General features: G+C 43.8%; 17 protein-coding genes and 1 pseudogene. 10 read left to right on the plus strand and 8 right to left on the minus strand.

Features of this window, described 5'->3' with window-relative positions; all coding sequences use genetic code 11:
* Nucleotides 1-76: 76 nt before the first annotated feature.
* The 4 genes from parC to F895_RS12030 all read right to left on the minus strand — a co-directional run bounded on the left by parC (nt 77) and on the right by F895_RS12030 (nt 5,378).
* Nucleotides 77-2,296 carry a DNA topoisomerase IV subunit A gene (gene parC / locus F895_RS12045; protein ID WP_005240306.1) on the minus strand — a complete coding sequence of 740 codons (2,220 nt, stop codon included), beginning with the start codon at nt 2,294-2,296 and terminating at the stop codon, nt 77-79.
* Between the two features lie 248 nt (nt 2,297-2,544).
* Nucleotides 2,545-3,189: a trimeric intracellular cation channel family protein gene (locus tag F895_RS12040; RefSeq protein WP_004656399.1), complete on the minus strand. Its 645-nt coding sequence runs from the start codon at nt 3,187-3,189 to the stop codon at nt 2,545-2,547.
* A gap of 52 nt (nt 3,190-3,241) precedes the next feature.
* Entirely contained in the window at nt 3,242-3,712 is a 471-nt protein-coding gene (locus F895_RS12035; protein ID WP_005240309.1) for a YchJ family protein, read from the minus strand.
* Between the two features lie 82 nt (nt 3,713-3,794).
* Nucleotides 3,795-5,378, minus strand: coding sequence for a TerC family protein (locus F895_RS12030; protein WP_005240311.1), 1,584 nt, complete (start codon nt 5,376-5,378; stop codon nt 3,795-3,797).
* Nucleotides 5,379-5,703: 325 nt separating this feature from the next.
* Here F895_RS12030 and F895_RS12025 point away from each other — a divergent pair, with 325 nt between their 5' ends.
* The gene (locus F895_RS12025) at nt 5,704-6,327 is read left to right on the plus strand and encodes an LOG family protein (protein ID WP_005240314.1); all 624 of its coding nucleotides are present in this window, start codon (nt 5,704-5,706) and stop codon (nt 6,325-6,327) included.
* A gap of 60 nt (nt 6,328-6,387) precedes the next feature.
* On the opposite strand, the gene F895_RS12020 is transcribed toward F895_RS12025, so the two are convergent.
* Nucleotides 6,388-8,169: a choice-of-anchor I family protein gene (locus F895_RS12020; RefSeq protein ID WP_005240316.1), complete on the minus strand. Its 1,782-nt coding sequence runs from the start codon at nt 8,167-8,169 to the stop codon at nt 6,388-6,390.
* A 164-nt stretch (nt 8,170-8,333) separates the two neighbouring features.
* On the opposite strand from F895_RS12020, the gene mdtD reads away from it, so the two are divergent.
* From mdtD to F895_RS11980, 9 genes and pseudogenes are all read left to right on the plus strand, one after another.
* The gene (mdtD, locus tag F895_RS12015) at nt 8,334-9,719 is read left to right on the plus strand and encodes a multidrug transporter subunit MdtD (RefSeq protein WP_005240318.1); all 1,386 of its coding nucleotides are present in this window, start codon (nt 8,334-8,336) and stop codon (nt 9,717-9,719) included.
* Between the two features lie 47 nt (nt 9,720-9,766).
* A complete protein-coding gene (locus F895_RS12010; protein ID WP_005240321.1) occupies nt 9,767-10,735 on the plus strand; it encodes a hypothetical protein in 969 nt (322 codons plus the stop codon).
* 11 nt (nt 10,736-10,746) lie between these two features.
* A complete protein-coding gene (locus F895_RS12005) occupies nt 10,747-11,508 on the plus strand; it encodes a glycoside hydrolase family 25 protein (protein WP_005240322.1) in 762 nt (253 codons plus the stop codon).
* Complete coding sequence (gene dinB / locus F895_RS12000; protein WP_005240324.1) at nt 11,498-12,565, plus strand: DNA polymerase IV; 1,068 nt, start codon at nt 11,498-11,500, stop codon at nt 12,563-12,565. Before F895_RS12005 ends, dinB begins: the two co-directional genes overlap by 11 nt.
* Nucleotides 12,566-12,870: 305 nt before the next feature.
* Entirely contained in the window at nt 12,871-13,590 is a 720-nt protein-coding gene (gene creB, locus F895_RS11995) for a two-component system response regulator CreB (RefSeq protein WP_005240326.1), read from the plus strand.
* Nucleotides 13,591-13,593: 3 nt separating this feature from the next.
* Nucleotides 13,594-15,060: a two-component system sensor histidine kinase CreC gene (creC, locus tag F895_RS11990; protein WP_005240327.1), complete on the plus strand. Its 1,467-nt coding sequence runs from the start codon at nt 13,594-13,596 to the stop codon at nt 15,058-15,060.
* 69 nt (nt 15,061-15,129) lie between these two features.
* Nucleotides 15,130-15,422, plus strand: a pseudogene (locus F895_RS20240) (hypothetical protein); the annotation flags it as partial.
* A gap of 225 nt (nt 15,423-15,647) precedes the next feature.
* Nucleotides 15,648-15,851: a hypothetical protein gene (locus F895_RS20245; protein WP_005240328.1), complete on the plus strand. Its 204-nt coding sequence runs from the start codon at nt 15,648-15,650 to the stop codon at nt 15,849-15,851.
* A gap of 76 nt (nt 15,852-15,927) precedes the next feature.
* Entirely contained in the window at nt 15,928-16,284 is a 357-nt protein-coding gene (locus F895_RS11980; protein WP_005240329.1) for a RidA family protein, read from the plus strand.
* On the opposite strand, the gene F895_RS11975 is transcribed toward F895_RS11980, so the two are convergent.
* The 3 genes from F895_RS11975 to F895_RS11965 form a co-directional block, all read right to left on the minus strand.
* A complete protein-coding gene (locus F895_RS11975; RefSeq protein ID WP_005240330.1) occupies nt 16,281-16,823 on the minus strand; it encodes a DUF2726 domain-containing protein in 543 nt (180 codons plus the stop codon). The two genes, F895_RS11980 and F895_RS11975, sit on opposite strands and share 4 nt — an antisense overlap.
* 304 nt (nt 16,824-17,127) lie before the next feature.
* The gene (locus tag F895_RS11970; protein ID WP_005240331.1) at nt 17,128-19,509 is read right to left on the minus strand and encodes a YgiQ family radical SAM protein; all 2,382 of its coding nucleotides are present in this window, start codon (nt 19,507-19,509) and stop codon (nt 17,128-17,130) included.
* A gap of 157 nt (nt 19,510-19,666) precedes the next feature.
* Nucleotides 19,667-20,875 carry an MFS transporter gene (locus F895_RS11965; RefSeq protein WP_005240332.1) on the minus strand — a complete coding sequence of 403 codons (1,209 nt, stop codon included), beginning with the start codon at nt 20,873-20,875 and terminating at the stop codon, nt 19,667-19,669.
* Between the last annotated feature and the right edge of the window lie 77 nt (nt 20,876-20,952).

Raw genomic sequence — 20,952 nt, forward strand, 5'->3', positions numbered from 1 at the left:
AATTGCCCTGTCAACCTATCCAAACAATATGAATACATTGTCATATATAACGTATTTGTATCACAGAATACTAGCCTTATCTCTGAATGAAGAGTCTATTTGCTTTTTGATATCCGCGTGGTAAAAGTTGCCCCTTTGTTGCTCTTTTTCCTAGATATTTTTGGAGATCATCCCCTTTCAGTTTGAGGTGCTGTTGTCCTGCAGCGACTTGGATTATTTCATCTAACGTTAGGGTTGTCATGGATAAAATTTGCTCTTTTTCATCAAGTTGTATCAACTTGTTACCTTTACCTTTATTCAGTACAGGAAGTTCTGCTAAATCAATAATCAGCAATCGTCCTGATGAACTCAGTATGGCAACGTGGGTTGCTTGCTGGATTGGGAGTAATGGCAGAGCTGTTGCCTTATCTGCAACTGTCAAGAAAGTCTTGCCTGCTTTGGCATTGGTATCCAGTTGTGCAACTTGGGTTTTAAAACCATAACCTTTGGAACTGGCAACCAGTAATTCATTCTGGTCATCGTCCACCAAGACTTGAATAAATGAAACACCGCTTGCTGGTGACAGTTTGGAACTCAAAGGTTCACCAAAGCCACGCGCTGAAGGGAGGCTGCTAATTGGCAAGGCATAACTGCGCCCCGTTTCATCTAAAAAGTACACCCGTTGATTGGTTTTACCAACCGCATGACTTAAATACTGGTCACCCGCTCGGAAGTTGAGATTAGCCGCATCCACTTCAGCACCTTTGGCTGCACGGACCCAACCTGCTTCGGACAAGACCACGGTCACGGCTTCTGCTGGCATCAAATCCTGTTCTTTAATCTGGACGGCGTCTGCACGGACGACCATTGGTGAACGGCGATCATCACCGAACTTTTTCGCATCTTCTTTCAATTCATTGATAATCAGATTTTTTAATGATTCTGGATTGGCCAATTGCTCGCGAATAATCGCCGCTTTTGCTTCCAGTTCTTCTTGCTCACGGCGAATTTCCATCTCTTCAAGCTTGGCCAAATGGCGCAGTTTCAGCTCTAGAATCGCTTCGGCTTGAATATCATCAATCCCAAAATGCTGCATCAATACAGGTTTCGGTTGATCTTCTTCACGGATAATCCGAATCACGGTATCAATATCGAGATAAGCAATTAAAAGACCTGCCAAGATATGCAGGCGTTTTTCGATTTTATTTAAATGATACTGCAAACGACGCGTTACCGTTTGCTTACGGATCTCAATCCACTCTAACAAGATACGGCGAATCGATTTCACTTGCGGGCGGCCATCGGCCCCAATCATGTTCAAGTTAACACGATAGCTGGACTCTAAATCCGTGGTTGCAAACAAATGACTCATCACCGTTTCTGCATCAACACGATTAGAACGTAGCACAATCACCAAACGAGTAGGATTGGCATGGTCGGATTCATCACGAACATCACTGACCAAAGGCAATTTCTTGGCAATCATCTGATCGGCGATTTGAGTAATTACCTTTGAACCAGAAACCTGATAAGGTAATTCAGTAATCACGATTTCATTCTTATCGACCGTGTACACGGCACGCATACGATAGCTACCACGACCTGTGGTTTGAATTTTAAGCAGTTCTTCAGGCGGAGTAATAATCTCTGCTTTGGTCGGTAAATCTGGTGCAGGAATATATTCTGCTAATTTTTCATCAGTGGTTTCAGGATTACGAATCAGTGCGATCGTCCCTTTTACCACTTCACGTAAGTTATGTGGCGGGATATCCGTCGCCATTCCCACCGCAATCCCCGTGGTACCATTCAGCAAGATATTCGGCACACGTGCAGGTAAAGTAATCGGCTCTTTCATTGAACCATCAAAGTTATCCTGCCATTCACTGGTACCTTGCCCGAGCTCGCTCAGTAATAACTCACTATATGCGGACAGTTTAGCTTCGGTATAACGCATAGCCGCAAATGATTTTGGATCATCGGGTGAACCCCAGTTGCCCTGACCTTCAACCAATGGATAGCGATAGCTAAATGGCTGTGCCATCAACACCATCGCTTCATAACAAGCGGAGTCACCATGTGGATGGTATTTACCAAGTACGTCTCCCACGGTACGCGCCGATTTTTTCGGTTTACCGGTCGACTTTAAGCCCAGCTCGCTCATCGCATAAACAATACGGCGCTGTACAGGTTTTAAACCATCACTGATATGGGGCAATGCACGATCCATAATCACGTACATGGCATAGTTCAAGTAAGCCTGCTCAGTGAATTCGGCTACGGAACGGTTTTCTGTTGCATGATGTGCAAGGCTGGTCATTTCAGCGAGTCATCCAAAATCATTTATTATCGTCAATGCTTTGTATGCTATGTGGATGAAGGCGTTGTGACAAGCCCTTGTTGTTGTTTAAACGTCAAATGGTGTCTTAGAAGGATTTCAAGCCCTCAAAACTTAAACATTCTTCAAGATTTATAAGCTGACAAGCGGCATGACGCCGCTATTCAAGGCTATATTTTTGCTATATACATTCACTTCTTTTCAAAGATTTTTCTTTTGACTTAAATAGATCAATGCTCATCTGTTGAGGAAGCAGATTCTGCATCATCTTCCTTATAGATAAATTTCGGCATTTCCAGCCCAAAATAAATCGCAATCAAACGTAGCGTAAAACCAAAGACCAAAGTCAAAATTACAGTCAGATCATGTGGTAAACCAACTTCCAAACACACCCAATAACAAATCACGGCGACAAAGGAAATACTGGCATACAACTCACGGCGGAACACCAACGGTACATCATTACACAAGATATCACGCAAAATACCGCCCGACACCCCAGTGAGTACCCCTGCAACCGCAGACACCACAAAACCATGTCCCATCGACAAAGCAATCTGACAGCCAATAATAGTAAAGCCAATTAAGCCCAAGGCATCTAGAACCAAGAAGATATTGCGCAGATGGCGCATCCATTTGGCAATAATAATGGTGACAAAAGCGGCAATACAGGTCAGCACCAAATATTCAGGATGTTTCACCCAAGTCAACGGATAATGCCCTAATAGCACATCACGTACCGAGCCACCGCCCAATGCCGTGACACAGGCAATCAGTACCACACCAAACCAGTCCATACTGCGTCGCCCCGCTGACAGTGCGCCCGTCATTGCTTCCGCAGTAATGGCAATAATATAAATTACGGTGAGTAACATCTGCCTACATCCCTAAATCAGGCGTAAAAGTGTGCGCTATTCTAAGACAAACTTAGATGAATTGTGCACAACATTGTTTAAATTTTTTCCCCGAGCCACAAACGCAGGGTTGTTTCATGGTGATTTGCAGATCCAGCGTCGGATCAAGGAAATACCACTGCTGTTGGTGTAATACAAAATGTGAAATCTCATGATGAATATGCGCTTGCTTGCCATCATGATAATGTGCCTTGAACTCAACCAGCGCATGGGTTTTATCCAGCTTGGGCTGATGTTGCACGACATCCAGTTTGAGCCATTGATTCGATTGACTCCAGTCTGCAATCGCAGCTCGATCTAAAGCGGTTTGTTGGCCCAAAGCGGTGGTTTGCAGAATATAGTCGATCTGCTGCAAGGCAAAGGCACTATAACGCGAGCGCATCAATTGCTCTGCAGTTTGCGCGACCTGCTGTTTTAAATGTAAGGGCTGGCAGCACTCAGCATATTGCCCCTGCCCGCAAGGACAGTGTTGTGACAACGTCATTTTCAACTCTCAAATAAAATAGCCCTGAACCAGACCATTGCGAAACAAAGGTCAAACTCAGGGCTATTCGGGAACGACTACATTATTTCTCTACAGGTTTTTCTTTGGCAATAATGCGCACTTTTTCGATTTTGTGCCCATCCATTGTGACCACTTCAAAACGATAGCCATCGACTTCGATCATGTCACCATTTTCAGGTAAACGACCCAAGTGGAACAGGATATAGCCAGACAACGTAGAATATTCTTCACTTTCATCAACCAAGTCTTTGCCCAATAGCAAAGACACATGGCGAATATCAGTTGAACCTTCCAGTAACATCGAACCGTCATCCAGACTTTCCGCTGTTGCTTCTAATTCATCTTCGTCAGGAAATTCACCTGCGATCGCTTCCAGCATATCAATTGGTGTGGCAATACCTTCAATTGAACCATATTCATTCAAGACAATCGCCATTTGCAACGGTGCTTGACGTAACTGTTCCATCACCATCAACACTTGCGCATTCTCATGCACAATCACAGGTTCACGTAAGTGCTTAGTAAAATCAATCGCCCCGGTTTCAATGTATTCATTCAACACTTTATGCGTTAAAACAACACCTTCAATATTGTCCAACTCACCACGTGCAATGATCAAACGTGAATGGGTCATCGCCATTAAACGTTCTTTTAGCTCGGCAGGATCATCATCTAAATCCAGCCATTCCAACTCTGGGCGTGGCGTCATCACTGACTTGACTGGACGCTCGGATAAACCCAGCACACCTTGTACCAAGACACTATGATAGACCCCATTGTCTTCATCAAAGACTTCTTTGGCATAAGCCTGTGTTGCTAAAACATCTTCAGTTTCTTTATGCTGACCTTCGTTACCACTGCCCTTACTGCCGAGCATACGCAGTACCGCAGAAGCAGTGCGATAACGTAAATCTGTCGTGGTGACCAATTTCTCTTGGTTACGGCGCATGGTTTGGTTCACCATTTCCACCAGCACAGAGAAACCGATCGCAGCATACAAATAACCTTTCGGGATATGGAAACCAAAGCCTTCGACCACCAATGAGAAACCAATCATCATCAGGAAGCCAAGACACAGAATCACCACGGTCGGATGCTTATTAACAAAGTCCATTAACGGGCGTGAAGCCAACAACATGATGCCGATTGCAATCGTGACCGCGATCATCATCACCGAAAGCTCTTTCACCATCCCCACGGCAGTGATGACGCTGTCGAGTGAGAAAACCGCATCCAGCACCACGATCTGCACCACCACCATCCAGAACACGGCATGCACCGGATTTTCTTCTTTATGTGCTTGCTTTCCTTCGATTCGTTCATGCAGTTCCATGGTGCCTTTAAATAACAAGAACACACCACCAAACAGTAGAATCAAGTCACGTCCAGAAAAGGGATGATCAAAAATATGGAACAGCGGTGTGGTTAATGTCACGACCCATGCGATCGAGGCCAGCAAGATCAAACGCATTATCAGGGCCAGCAGCAAACCAATCTTACGCGCAGCATTCCGTTGTTCGGGTGGTAATTTTTCGGCTAAAATTGCAATAAAAACAAGGTTATCAATACCCAATACAATTTCAAGCACCACCAATGTAGCTAAGCCAACCCAAGCAGCAGGATCTGACATCCATTCCAGAATCATTGAGGTGACTCCTCTGCAAAATCAGCAATATTGTTATGAAGTTGAGATTTTAAAAGGCTGGCACTAGGAGCCAAAACATTTTTTTTAGGAAATAAGAACAATGCGGAGCGACAACAACCACTACTCATAGAGGTACATAAATTAATAAAAGGATTTTCAGTATAGGCAAGATTGCAGTGAAATTCATCTTTTTTATGTGGATGATTTTGTCAAATTCTTTCGAGGCACGCCAAAAGTCCATTGTATGTAAAATGTGCATAAAACTGTCACAAACCTGATTTAGCCTAGACAAGCACAGTGAAAATGATAAGGTGAAAATAAACGAATGAATAGTGTATTAAGAATGACAGAGAAAAAAAGCATTAACCCGACTCCCATAACCACTCAATCTCTGATTGCCCTCTATTGCGGTTCGCGTACAGGCAACAAACCGATTTATCGAGACAAAGCCATTGAACTTGCCCAGCATATTGCCAATCAGGGCTTTGGGATTGTCTATGGCGGTGCCAGCATTGGCTTGATGGGCCAAGTGGCTGATACCGTACTGGAACATGCGGGTGAAGTGGTCGGCGTGATTCCAGAGTTTATGCTGGACTATGAAATCGCTCACCATAAACTGACCGAACTACATATCGTTAACAGTATGCATGAACGTAAGGCACTGATGGCTGAACGTGCCAGTGCCTTTATTGCCTTACCGGGTGGTTTAGGCACTTTTGAAGAAATTCTGGAAATTGCGACTTGGGGACAACTCAATCAGCATCAGAAACCGATGATTATCTATAACGTCAATCGTTTTTATGATGCGCTGATTGCCCAGCTGGATCATGCGGTTGAAGAAGGCTTCTTACCGCCGCAGCATCGTGCCAAAGTGATTATTTGCGAAACACTGGAACAGATTTCAAGTGTGATTAAAAACTTAAACACGCCCAGCCATATCGAAGTCTGAAACCGACCAATAAAAAGCGGATCACATCGATCCGCTTTTTTTTTTATCTCTCACATTGATTTATTGCACATTTACTTGGTACACCGCGGTTGAACCACTCACTTCATTGCCGACGACCAATAAAGGCTTGCCGTTTGGTGAGTCTTTAGCTGCAATAAAGATCAGGCCTTCAGGCCCTAAATCTCCCTGTTTGGCAATATCCGTCTCAGCAAAATGACGCGAGGTAAAATATTCAATAAATTTTGGTTTATTCGGTGTGCTGATGTCATACACCATAATACCACTCATCCGTTCCAAGCCGATAAAAGCAAAGGTTTTTTGACCAATTGTGCCAATTGTAACCCCTTCTGGTTCAGGGCCTTTATTATCACTACGGTCATCAAAGGCAACCGCTTCATGATCACTGTTAAAATATTCAGGGAACAGTTCAGCCGTTTTCTTTTCAAACTCACTGCCTGAATCCCAGACCAACTGACCTTGGGTATTCCAGATACTGAATGAACGTGCACCATAAGCATAGAGCTTGTCATATGTGAGCAAACCATTGGCATCCAGTTTCGGAGAACCATCCGCATTGGTCTGATAGCCCATATTCCATGCGATGTTAAGACGGCCTAATTGCGCATCCTCACGGCAAGCACCTGCGGCTGTCGCCGTTGCGCCACAATATGCAAAAGTCACTGGATTGAGTTTGGCACCCTTCACCCCGACCGCAAGTTGTTGTAAATGTGCTGGGTAATCGCCACCCGTATTAAAGCCTTTGCTGTTAAACAGATGCTTCATTCGGATATTTTCAACAAAGCCTTTACTGGCATCGCCTGCATAATAGGCTTTGGAATCTTTTAACCACTCACGGCTATCCCCTTCATTGGCCGTGACCAAATAGGTTTGACCATTGGCTTGATAACTGGCAATCGAGTCAGGTTGGTACATCCCGACCAGCCCCGCCCAGGTCTTGATATCAATCTTCTTGTCTTTATCACTGACATCGAGCTCATTACCGACTTGACCGTGATCTTTATAACCCAAAGGATAAATATCCGTGACTTTCTTTTGCGCAATATCAATCCGCGCAATGGCATTATTTTCTTGTAAGGTCACCCAAGCCGTTTTACTGTCTGCGGCAACAGTAATATATTCCGGCTCCAAGTCTTGAGCCACGCTTGCATTGGGCCCAAAAATACGTACACCTTTGGCAAGCAAATCTGCTTTCTGCGTATTCCACGCCTTAAAATCAGCCGTATTTACTTTTGGTTGCTGAATATTACTGACATCAATAATGCTGACTGATCCTTCAGGATCAACTGAATAATCATCATTCGGCTCGCCTTCATTGGCCACCAAGACGGTTTTGCCATCAGGGCTAAAGGTCAACATATCAGGCAAAGAACCCACGGTAACCTGACTGATAAAACTTAAATCTTTGGCATTGAAAAAGACCACCATCCCTGCATCGGTTTTGTTTTCAGCTTGAACGGCGAGTGCAACAATGCCATTTTTCACCGCAACACTATTGACGTCTGAATTGGCTAAATAGGTTCGTGCAGAAAGTTCTGCAATATGGATGGGCTTTTCAGGTTTAGATGCATCTAAAACATCCACTAAACCTTTCTGTGCGTTGACCACAAACAGACGTTTTGTCGCAGCATCATAGGCTGGAATTTCTGCTGCGCTTTTGGCAAAAACGTTAGTCTCGTAACGTCCTAGCAAACTCAGTTTGATGGTATTTGGCGTCGGCTCAACCACCTCAGCCGGGTTGCTCTTGTTGTCATTGTCATCATTACACGCCACCAACCCCACAGACAGTATTGCGGTCAGTAAAACTGAAATCCTAAATTTCATGATCAAATTCCATACAATTCATTTTGTAAGGCTAATCTAGTCCATTGAGTTTCAAGTTCGATGACACTCTAATGTCATTTCCATGACCACTCCTTGACAATTTTTGTCTTTATTTCACACACAGTTGCATTAAACTAAAACTGGCTTTTTATTCATCATGGCTCATGACAACAACACATCAAGCAGTACAGCCTGAATTTCGTCTATTGGTGCTCTTAGTCTCGATTGGCTTTTTTATGCAAGCCTTGGATACCACCATCGTCAATACGGCAATTCCAGCGATGGCCGTACAGCTCAATGAAAACCCATTGCAAATGCATAGTGTCATTGTGGCCTATGTGCTGTCGGTTGCAGCCTGTATTCCACTGAGTGGCTGGCTGGCGGATCGCTTCGGTATCCGGAATACCTATCTCAGTTCCATGGTGATTTTTAGTCTGGCCTCTCTCGGCTGTGGTCTCTCCCAAAATCTGGAACAACTGTTATTCTTTCGCGTGATACAAGGCCTTGGCGGCGCCTTACTCATGCCTGTCGGGCGTTTAGCCCTGTTAAAGCTGATCCCACGCACACAATTCCTGTCTGCCATGAGCTTAATGAGCCTTGCAGGTCTGGTCGGTCCCTTGCTGGGGCCAACCTTAGGCGGATGGCTGGTTGAAGTCACAACATGGCACTGGATTTTCCTCATCAATATTCCAATGGGCGTGCTGGGCATGATCATGACCCTAAAAGTCATGCCAAATCAAAAAGAACCTACGGTAAAAGCGTTTGACTTCAGTGGCTTTATTTTATTAATGGTGGCAATGGTGGGCCTATCTTTAGGCATTGAAAATATTGCGGCTTCACAATATTCACGTCTGGTCAGTCTGGTATTACTGGCAGGCGGGCTAATTGCGACCGTGGGCTATGCTTATCATGCCCACAGCCATCAAAATGCGCTCTTTCATGGCCGCTTATTCCGCTACAAGATTTTCTCTATCGGGGTGCTGGGCAATTTCTTTGCCCGTTTGGGCAGTAATGCCATTCCCTTTATTTTGCCTTTGATGCTGCAGGTTGCCTTTGGCTTTGAACCTTTCATCACGGGTTTGATGATGATTCCAATGGTTTTAGGCTCATTATTTTCCAAACCGATCGTAAGGCCACTCATTCAGCATGTGGGTTATCGCCGTTTTCTGCTGACCAATACGGTTCTGGTCGGCTTATGTATTGCCAGCTTTTCACTCATGACCGCAGCAACCCCGCTTGGGTTGAAGGTACTGCACCTGTTTATTTTTGGCACACTCAATTCCTTGCAATTTGTCGGCATGAATACACTCACCCTAAAAGATTTGCCGCAACAGGATGCCAGCAGTGGTAATAGCTTCTTGTCTATGATTATGATGCTCTCGATGAGTATTGGCGTGGCGCTGGCAGGAACACTGATCAATGTATTTGGTCAATACTTTACAACAGCATCGATTAGTACTGCGTTTCATGCCACGCTGATTACACTGGGCTGTATCAATATTATTACAGCAATGGTGTTTTGGCAGATTCCCAAAGAAACGACCGAATAAGTCAAGAGATCACGCCTCAAACAAATGAAAAGAATAAGGAAAATGACATGATTATTCCTCAGCATTGGGCTGAAGCCAAAATCAAAACCAAGATTGCAGGTCGCCAATACTCACTCAAACGTTTTGGCTGGTCAAATCAAGACCCTGATGCAGCCCAAGCACATGCTGAGCAACGCCTTGCCGAAGCAATTGCAAAGATCAAAGCCGGAGAAAATATTCATCGTATTGATCATAAAGTTGCTTATAACGGTGCAGAAGGCTTACCCATTCGAGAAGAAATCATTGCTCAGCATGATGATGTGATTATCACACGCAATGCCTATGGTGCCTTATGTTTAAACACTCCAGATGTATTATTTGCAGATATTGATTTTATTGATACACCGTCTTTTAAACTTCGTTTGATTGCATTTTTAATCCTGTTGCTGAGCTCAATCGCAGCTGCAACCTACTTGATGTCATGGTTGATCTTCGGTATAGGTGCTGTCATCACCCTTCTATTTACAGAGCTTCTCACCAAAGGACTGGCCCGTATCCAAACTCAATTTGCAGGTCGTCCAGAACAGCGGACTTTAAAACGTATTCAACAGTTCTCGACACAACACCCAAGCTGGCATTTACGCGTCTATCGCACTCCCAAAGGTTATCGAATCTTAGTGATGCACCAGATCTTCCAACCGAATGGCGAGATGGCCCAGCTCCTTTTTGATGCGATCCAAGCCGATCCCAATTATGTCCGTATGTGCAAAAATCAGAACTGTTTCCGTGCCAGAATCAGCCCAAAGCCATGGCGGATCGGTATCAACCGTTTACGCTTAGGAGTATGGCCAGTCAGTGCGGAAAGACAAGCCATTCGGGCGAAGTGGGTTCAAGATTATCAACGGCAGGCTGAACATTATGCTTCTTGCCGATTTGTGGCACAATTGGGCAGTCAGGCCATCAATCTCAAGGCAAAACGAGTACAATCCCTACATGATCAATACTGTAAATCTAACTCCTCTTTAGATATCGCATAATCCTGAACGATATGGTAAAAAAATCCGCGAAATCTCAGTTTGCACAACATTATCCGACCTATGCCAGTATCGGGTTAGCCGTGATGCTTGGAGCGGTCAGCTACTTTGGATTGTTCTATCAGCAAAAGGCTGTTGCCCAAGATTATTCCATCCGTGGTTTTGATGTTTCCCACCATCAAGGTGAGATTAACTGGAAAAAAATCTCTCCAAGGCAATATCACTTTGTCTATCTTAAAGCCACCGAAGGCGGTGATTTTAAAGATCAGAACTTCCAGCAAAACTGGCTTAAAGCACGCGAACAGGGCTTACATGTCGGTGCTTATCATTTCTACCGCCTATGCCGTGACGGCGCCATTCAGGCCGAAAACTTTATTGCCACCGTTCCAAACAAAGCAGATGCTTTGCCACCGGTGATCGATTTGGAATATGACAGTAACTGCATCAATACCTATACCAAAGAGCAGCTGTTAAAAGAAATTCAGGTCATGCATGATCAACTCCATCGGCATTATGGCAAACAACCGATTTTTTATATTTCCAAAAGTTTTTATCATATTGTCTTAATGGGAAATTTTAACAACACCCCGTTATGGGTTAGAGACTATGAGGGTAAACCTGAGCTTAAAGATGGCCGGCAATGGCTGTTTTGGCAACATAGTAGCCAAGGCAAAATCTCAGGCGTGCCCAAAGCCGTCGATTTAAATGTTTATGCAGAATCACCGAAACAATGGCGCATGTTTCTAAAAGCACAGGGCATCGAAGATGCCAAATGAGCTACGTAAAATTATCCATATCGATATGGATGCCTTCTATGCCTCGGTTGAGCTCAAAAATCGCCCTGAGCTAAAAGATTTGCCTGTGGTGGTGTCGTCCCATCATCCTCGTGCGGTCATTGCTGCAGCGTCTTATCCAGCCCGTGTTTTTGGGTTACGTTCTGCCATGTCGATGGGTCAAGCCAGAAAACTGTGTCCACAGGTGGTGGTGATTGAGCCCAATTTTGAAAAATATCGTGAAGTTTCAGCACAAATCCATCAGATTTTTCAGCAATATACGACGTTAATCGAGCCCCTGTCTTTAGACGAAGCCTATCTGGATGTCACTGAAAACCTGAAGAATATCCCCAGTGCCACCGAAGTAGCGGCACAAATTCGTGCAGATATTTTTGCAGTCACTGGACTTACCGCTTCGGCAGGCGTCGCACCGAATAAGTTCTTGGCCAAGATTGCCTCGGACTGGAACAAACCTAATGGCTTATTTGTGATTAAGCCCCATCAAGTGCTCAGTTTTATTCAGGATTTGGCACTGAATAAAATTCCGGGAGTGGGTAAAGTCACTCAGGAACGACTGCAACAACTGAATTTACATACCTTGGGTGATCTGCAAAAAATTGAAGAAAATGTGCTGATTCATCATTTTGGTAAATATGGCAAACAACTGTATTTATATGCGCAGGGTATTGATCATCGTCCCGTCAAAGCAGAACGGGAGCGTCAGCAGATTTCCAAAGAAATTACCTTTGATGAAGATTATACTTTTGCTCAATGCAGCCATGCGTGGCAGCCTTTGACCGAACAAGTCTGGCGCAGCTTGAATAAGAAACAGCTGACTGCTCGCGGCGTAACCATCAAACTGAAACTTAAAAATTTCCAGGTGCTGCAACACAGTAAAAGTTTTAAACAGGCACTACAATCGCAACAGGACTTGGGACAAGTGATACTGCAACTATTGGATGAAATGCATATTGACCCAGAATCCCAATTTCGTCTGGTTGGCGTCGGCGTATATCAGTTGCAAGCGGTACAAGAAGAATCACAACTTTCTTTATGGTAGTGCTGTTTTTTACACAAAAATATCATCTATGCTGAAAATTATGTTTGCTTTTTATCCAGTTTTCAGTACTCTAAGTAACGCAATAACATTATCCTTGTTATTCGCTTTGCTAAAGAAAACCTCACTTTTAGCATCTGCTCCTGTGGTTGGCGTGACGATCAAATCCGAAGATTACAGGGCGCTTCAGGTCTTCTTTCTCTGCCCTCTTTTTTCCTAGAAAAAAATCAATATTTCCCATTACGCACTTCGTGACTTCAGTTAAACTCAGCAGAGAAAACTAGAAAATTCTGTATGACAACTGCCTTATGAAGCAAAAACAAATTCTCTGTGTTGAAGATGAAGCTGCAATCGTCCTGCCCCTGCGTTATGCACTTGAGCGCGAAGGCTGGTCCGTCAGTTGGGTTCATACTGGTACACAAGCACTACAACTTCTGGCACAGCAATCCTTTGATTTTATTATTCTAGATATAGGCCTACCAGATCTAAATGGCTTTGAAGTCTGTAAACAACTGCGCCAGAAAGACCACACCCCTTTACTGTTCTTAACAGCGCGTGATGATGAAATTGATCGGGTCGTCGGCCTCGAAATCGGTGCCGACGATTATTGCACGAAACCCTTTAGCGCACGTGAGATTGTTGCGCGGATTAAGGCCGTTTGGCGCAGAATGGAAATTCAAACTGAGCCTGTTATAGCGTCTGTAGCAATGACGGAAACTGAAATTATTGTACAATCTTCAACATGGTCATGTAATCCACACACTTTACAAATTCATTATCATGGGCAAGTGCTACAGCTTACGCGTTATGAATATCGCTTGTTATTGCTACTGATTCAACATCCAGAGCAAGTATTTAGTCGCCAACAATTGATGGATCATATTTGGGAATATCCAGAGCATAGTCTGGAGCGCACGGTTGATACTCATATTAAAAGTTTAAGGCAGAAACTCAAACAGATTACCCCACAGGATGACCCAATTCGTACCCATCGTGGTTTTGGCTATAGTTTGGCAAAGTTGAGCTAAAGCATGTCGATCTTTGTCCGTATCTGGTTTTTCTTTAGCTTGGTGGTGGTACTAAGTCTAGGCTTTATCGCCTATACCCTGACTCAACAAGTCAAACCGAATGTACGGCAAGTGGTTGAAGACACTCTCGCTGAAAATGCCAATATCATTGCCCAGTTAATTGCAGAAGATGTCTATCAGCACCAAGTCGACACCCCAGCATTTGATCAAAAAATTCAGGCTGCGTTATCCCGTCAACTAAACGCCACTATTTGGCAGTATCGCAAAGAACAAATTAACCAACAGCTGTATATCACTGATCCCAAAGGTATTGTAACCTATGATTCAGAGGGGCAAGCCGTCGGACAAGACTATTCTAAATGGAATGATGTTTACCTCACCCTACGTGGCAAATACGGTGCACGTTCGACTGCAACCAATCCTTATGACAACAATAGCAGCGTCATGCATATTGCAGCACCTATTATTTATGATCAGCAATTATTGGGGGTTGTCAGTATTGGCAAACCCAATCAATCGGTACAGCCTTATATTGAGCGTGCCGAACAGCAACTGATCTATCAGGCCCTCTGGATTGCAGCACTCAGTTTGCTCTTGGCCAGTATGGTGGCCTATTGGCTCAGACATAGTATTGATCGGGTACGTCGTTATGCGCAGGCACTCGCACCTGTGAATCAGGCGCCATTCTTCTATTCCGCCAAAGAGCTCAACCAAGTGACTCAGGCACTGAGTGAAATGCGAGAGAAGCTGGAAGATCGAGGCTATGTGGAAAACTACGTCAATACACTCACCCACGAACTCAAAAGCCCGCTTACTGCCATTCAAGCCAGCGCTGAACTGCTTCAAGATGATTTACCCTTGGCAGATCAACAGCAATTTGCATTGCATATTGTTGAGCAAAGCCAACGTTTGCAGTCTTTGGTTGAACGGATGCTACTACTCACACGACTCGAAAAAAACCAGCATGTCTTAGAGTTTCAATCGGTCGATCTGAATCAACTGATTCAGCAGTGTGTTCAGCAACAACTGAGTGCGCTACAACGGAAACAGCTCCAAATCCAGCTTGACCTGCCTAAATACTGTTCAATCTATGCTGATCCATTTTGGTTGAAACAGGCATTGAATAATCTGTTAGACAACGCCAGAGATTTTTGTCCGGCACAAGGAAAAATCGCTGTTCAGCTTCAACAAGATCCTGTACATGACCGTATTACCCTATTGTTTTTTAATGAAGCTGAGTCCATTCCTGAATACGCCTTGACTCGTGTGTTTGAAACTTATTTTTCCCTGCCGCGCCCACATAATCAGCAGCGTAGTACTGGGATTGGCCTCAGTATCGTCAAGCAGATAATTCAACAGCATCAAGGTCAGATTAATATTCGGAATATTCAGGCCAATACACTCGACTTCTTGCACACGCATCATGCAGGCGTACTTCTGACGATCACACTTCACACAAACTTCACTTAAGCTTCAGACTAAGCTCATCCGAAGTGCATCTCCGATCGAGATACTGGTCATATTACCATGAACCGTGACATGCGCCACAATTTCATTAGTTTTAAAATCGGAGCGATTTTATTGCTGATTTTTATATCGGTTTATTTTTTATTTCAAGTTTGGTCTCTAAACATCAAAGCCATCAACAACAGCTGATTCATGACCTTGCCCATGAACCCCAACGTGATGATCTCTGGAAACAAGCTGAAATTATTTTTTCGCTCTAAGCTGCGCGAGGGCTCAATGCCAAGCCAATCTTCAATATTGATGGAAAAACCTATACGTTTGATTTTTTTAGAACAAAGCCAAGAACAACGGGGGTTGATCTGGTGCAGCGTCAAGCTGACTGGACAAATATTGCACTGGTTACAATAGTCACAAGCTGTGTTGTTTGTGCTGTTACGTTCAATCCTGTCCTTGCTTGATTGCCTCTGTCATGTTTCTTACTCGTCCATGTCAATTGGTATCAATCTGAACAAGCAAGGTATTAACACTATTCGGGTCGGGCGAAACCATGCTTTCGCCCATTTTTGATAAAATTTCATAGGAATAAAAAGATGTATCAAGCCACTTATTCAGCATTAAGCCAACTCAAACAACTTTGTCCTGCACACAGTTCTATTGCAAGTTGCTTGAATCAGCTACGACAAGCTCAAATTCAGTTTTTAAATCTGGGGAATATTGTTATCTGCCCACAACAAAGCTGCATTTTATTTTTTAAAAAACGCCATTTAATGGAAATAGAAACTTTTTCAGCCTGATTTATACAAAATTACACTGTGCCTGAATCGCATCAAGTACAATCCAGTCTCTATATTTTTTGATTCAGGAATAACAATGTCTGTGCAACGACTTCATGTCACTTCACGTTATTGCGAAGTCGCAATTTCAGGAAATCTAGTTCATTTAGCAGGTCAATTGGCAGATGACACCAGCGTCGATGTAACTGCACAGACCCAGCAAACCTTAGACAATATTGACCGCTTACTTGCTGAAGCAGGAACTGATAAGACCCATATTTTATCAGTGATTATCTTTTTAAAAGACATCGAAAAAGATTATGCCGCCATGAATAGCGTCTGGGATGCATGGATTGCAGCAGGTCATCCGCCAGCACGTACCTGCGTCGAGTCTAAACTCTACGCACCAGATGTACTGGTTGAGATGACTGTCACTGCAGTACGTCCAGATTAATAAGATTTCATCGCAAATTCATTATATTTCATCATTCGATCCGCTTTAGCCATCGACATTGAAGTAGAAGTGGAGATAGTTACAACTGAAGCAGGTTCAAACAGATCTGGCACTAAATCTTGTCTGAGTTCTTGTTCCGTTGGAATACTGCTATAGCGCAACACACGATAGCCTGCTAACTCCAACAGGCTGTCCTGATAATGTTTTTGATGTAGACGATTGACATAAGATTCGTCGGCAATTTCAATAATTGCAAGCACTTGGTGTTGTTGGTCTAAGACCACAAAGTCGGCCACCAAACCTTGATATTTACGCCGTGTGTGGGCAAATTTAGTGGTAAGTAAGGCATCAAAAGAAACATGTGCCAAGACTGTATGACGTGGCAAAACCGCTTGTAAACGCATCAGTGTAATTTGTTCAGCGATATTGAGAATACCACGACGTTTGAGTGGACTATCCTGACGCCTGTTTTGTTGTAGGCGGCGCAACGCAAGCGCTGCGATTAACAGCAGCCCAACTATTGTTATAAAATAATACATTTCTAACCAATCCCTTTAGATTTTTTATAATCATTTTGGCTTTAAGCCAATTTTTTTAATCAAGAACAGCGATAGCAAAATCATTTTGCAGTGCAAACTTAAGTTTTTTAATCGTGTTTTGCTAGACGACCTAAGTCGTAAAAGCCCTCTGCCCTTTATTTATAATCATTCGCTATTCAATATTCAAGTCGTTATTGTCAGTTTATGTTTCCTTAGGCGACAGTTTTATGATCAAATTGTGAGCGCTTATGCCGAGCCGAAAAAAAGCAGGCATGATCTGGATCATGCCTGCTGTAATATCGAATTAACGAGCTGCTTTGGTTTTCGGCTTGGTTTTACCAGAGAATGGTCTTTTCTCACCTGTTTCACGTGGTGGTAAGCCATTATGCTGAGTTAACACCTGTCCTTTCTGTGGGCGCTTTTGTCCTGATTGTGGGCGAGATTGGCTCTGACCACGTTTGGCCGAATCTCCCGCCACAGAGGAGTTCTTCTTGCGCGCTGATTTATATTCACCCTCAGCTGTACCTTGCGGCTGATAGGTTGGAATCAAATGCTGTTTTGAGTTACCGATCAGATCGGCACGCCCCATGTCTTTCAAGGCTTCGCGCAATAAAGGCCAGTTATTTGGATCATGATAACGTAAAAATGCCTTGTGCAGACGGCGACGCTTTTCACCTTTGACGATATCGACATTTTCAGTATAGCGCGCCACTTTAGACAGCGGGTTCTTACCTGAATAATACATGGTGGTCGCAGTGGCCATTGGCGATGGATAGAAGGTTTGAACCTGATCGGCGCGGAAACCATTCTTCTTCAACCAAATTGCCAGATTCATCATGTCATAATCCGTGGTACCCGGATGCGCAGCAATGAAGTATGGAATTAAATATTGTTCCTTACCAGCTTCCTTACTGAAACGCTCAAACATTTGTTTAAAACGATCATACGTTCCAATCCCCGGTTTCATCATCTTCGATAACGGGCCAGTTTCAGTATGCTCAGGCGCAATTTTCAGATAACCACCGACATGATGCTGCACCAATTCTTTAACATATTCAGGATTCAATACTGCAAGGTCATAACGCAGCCCTGAACCAATCAGAATCTTCTTCACGCCTTTGATTTCACGAGCTTTACGATACAGCTGAACCAAAGGTGCATGGTCGGTATGTAGGTTTTGACACACTCCTGGATAGACACAAGACGGTTTACGACAATTCTTTTCGATCTCAGGATCGTTACAGTGTAAACGGTACATGTTGGCGGTTGGACCACCTAAGTCCGAGATAATGCCCGTGAAGTTGGGTGCCGTATCACGGATCTTTTCAATTTCACGTAAAATTGAATCTTCCGAACGGTTTTGAATAATCCGGCCTTCATGTTCAGTGATCGAACAGAAAGTACAACCACCAAAACAACCACGCATGATATTGACCGAGAATTTGATCATATCAAAAGCAGGGAAACGCGCATTCTCATAGGTCGGATGAGGGAGACGTGCGTAAGGCAAGTCAAACACATAATCCATTTCCTCCGTCGTCAGAGGAATTGGAGGTGGATTGATCCAGACATCACGTTCGCCATGACGCTGTACCAAGGCACGCGCATTACCAGGATTGGTTTCCAAATGCAAAATACGGTTGGCATGTGCATATAGCACATGATCATCAGCTACCTCTTCAAAAGAAGGTAAACGAATCACCGCCAACTCACGTGGAGGCAATTTATGTTTAATCGCTTTGGATGGTGCAGGCTTTAACTGCACAATCTGGGTATCTGGATCAAGCTGATCGCCTTCACGAACAATCGGATTGGCAACAATTTCTTTTTGGAAGTTTTGATATTGTGCCAGTGAGTTGCCTTTTTCTTTTTCAACTTCACAGCCATCAATATCTTCAGTCATGACATAAGGATTGATAATTGGATCGACACGTCCAATGGTATCCACATCATTGCTGGCGATTTCAACGAATTTGGCTTTCGAGGCTTTATTGTGTTTATTAATAATAAATGCGGTACCACGAACATCGGTAATCTCGTGGATTTTCTCGCCCTTGGCTAAGCGATGCATGACATCAATAATCGCACGTTCACCATTGCCATACATCAATAGATCAGCTTTAGAATCCATCAAAATAGAGCGGCGAACTTTATCTGACCAATAGTCATAATGTGCAATACGACGCAAGCTGCCTTCAATCCCACCCAGCAAGACTGGCACATCTGGGAAAGCCTCACGACAACGCTGACAGTAAACTGTTGCTGCACGGTCTGGACGTTTATTCGGCTCATTGTTTGGTGAATAGGCATCATCCGAACGGATTTTACGATCTGCCGTATAACGGTTGATCATCGAATCCATGTTGCCCGCAGTCACCCCCCATGCAATGGTTGGCTTACCGAGCACACGAAAACTCTCCACATTGGTCCAGTCTGGCTGTGCAATAATCCCGACACGGAAGCCTTGAGCTTCAAGCACACGCCCAATCACACCCGATACAAAAGAGGGATGGTCAATATAGGCATCGCCACACACCAGAATAAAGTCACATGCATCCCAGCCGAGTAGATCCATTTCTTCTCGAGACATCGGCAAAAATGGTGCAGGTTCAAAACACGACGCCCAATATTTGTCGTAATCAAACAGCGCTTTTGGCGCAGTCTGCATGGTGTAGGCAGTAGACATGGCTTGCGAATCTCGGCTAGCAGATGGAGGAGAGACATCTAAAGATGAAAGCCGATCATTTTAACATGAATTTCATTCATTTTCCCTGTTTATAAAACATTCAGGAACAAGGAGATAACAAATTATTTGTACAAAGATTAAGCAAGGCCAAGATCGCTTAGCCATTTTGGGGAAATTGAGCTAACTTCACCGCCAAGTAAAGCCCAAACATTAAAACCACAGCAACCATGAAATTAATTCCACCCCAGCCAAAGTTTTCCCAAACTAAACCACCACTACTGCCCAGTAAACTCGAGCCGATGTAATAGCAGAATAAATACAGCGAAGACGCCACGGCACGATATTGCACTGCCTGCACCGACACCCAGCTACTGGCCGTGGAATGCGCTGCAAAAAATGAAAAGGTAAAAATGGTAAGGCCCAATAAAATCGTCCAAAGCGATGGAATCAAGGTAATTAATAAACCAATGATCATTATGACTAACAAAACCGGCAGAACTTTATCACGCCCATATTTAAAGCCCCATTGTGCAGCTTTAGGTGAACTATAAATTCCAGCCAAGTAGGCAATTGAAATCAGACCAATCCATGTTTGCGATAAATGAAATGGCGCTTCTAATAAGTGGTAACTGATATAGTTAAATACTGTGACCAGGCAGCCCATCAGAATAAAGCCTTGCGCAAATAAAATCCGTAGTTTGGGATCTTTTAAATTTTGCTCAAACGCTGCTTTAAAACGTGAAAATCGAAACGGGAACGGCTTGAAATGCTGTGATTTAGGTAATAATAAATAGAATAAACAGGCAATCAGCAGATTCAGAAAGCCAATAATATAAGTCGCTGATTGCCAAGAAATAAAATCGACCAACACACCAGCGATCAGACGTCCCCCCATTCCCCCAATCGCTGTACCAGAAATATATAAGCCCATGGCAAAACCGATATCCTGCTGTGCAATCTCCTCTCCGATATAGGTCATTGCCACTGCGGCAACACCACTCACGGCCAAACCAATCAAAACACGAGTGGTCAGGAAAATTTCCCAAACAGGAAAAGAAGCACTGATCAGCAATAAAATCGAGACCAGAACCAAAGCAAATACCATGATCGGTTTACGCCCAAAGCGATCAGAAATAAAACCGGTAAACAGCAAACCAATCGCCAGTGCAATGGTCGAAAAGGATAAGGGAAAACTACTGTGGGTCGGGGTGACATGAAAGAATTTTGCGAAAATCGGCATCATCGGCTGTACACAGTACAAAGAGGAAAATGATGCAAAACCGGCAAAGAACAATGACCATAAAATCGCAGTAAACGATTTTGAACCATACTCAATATGGGTTGGGCGCAACACTGATTCAGACATGAGAACTCCTTATGCCCGATCAGTATACGCCCTCAGCCAAAATGCGGAATGATCATTTCGGCTATTTTTACCTAATG

Origin of the sequence: Acinetobacter sp. CIP 64.2 (assembly GCF_000369645.1) — a bacterium.
Taxonomy (GTDB): domain Bacteria; phylum Pseudomonadota; class Gammaproteobacteria; order Pseudomonadales; family Moraxellaceae; genus Acinetobacter.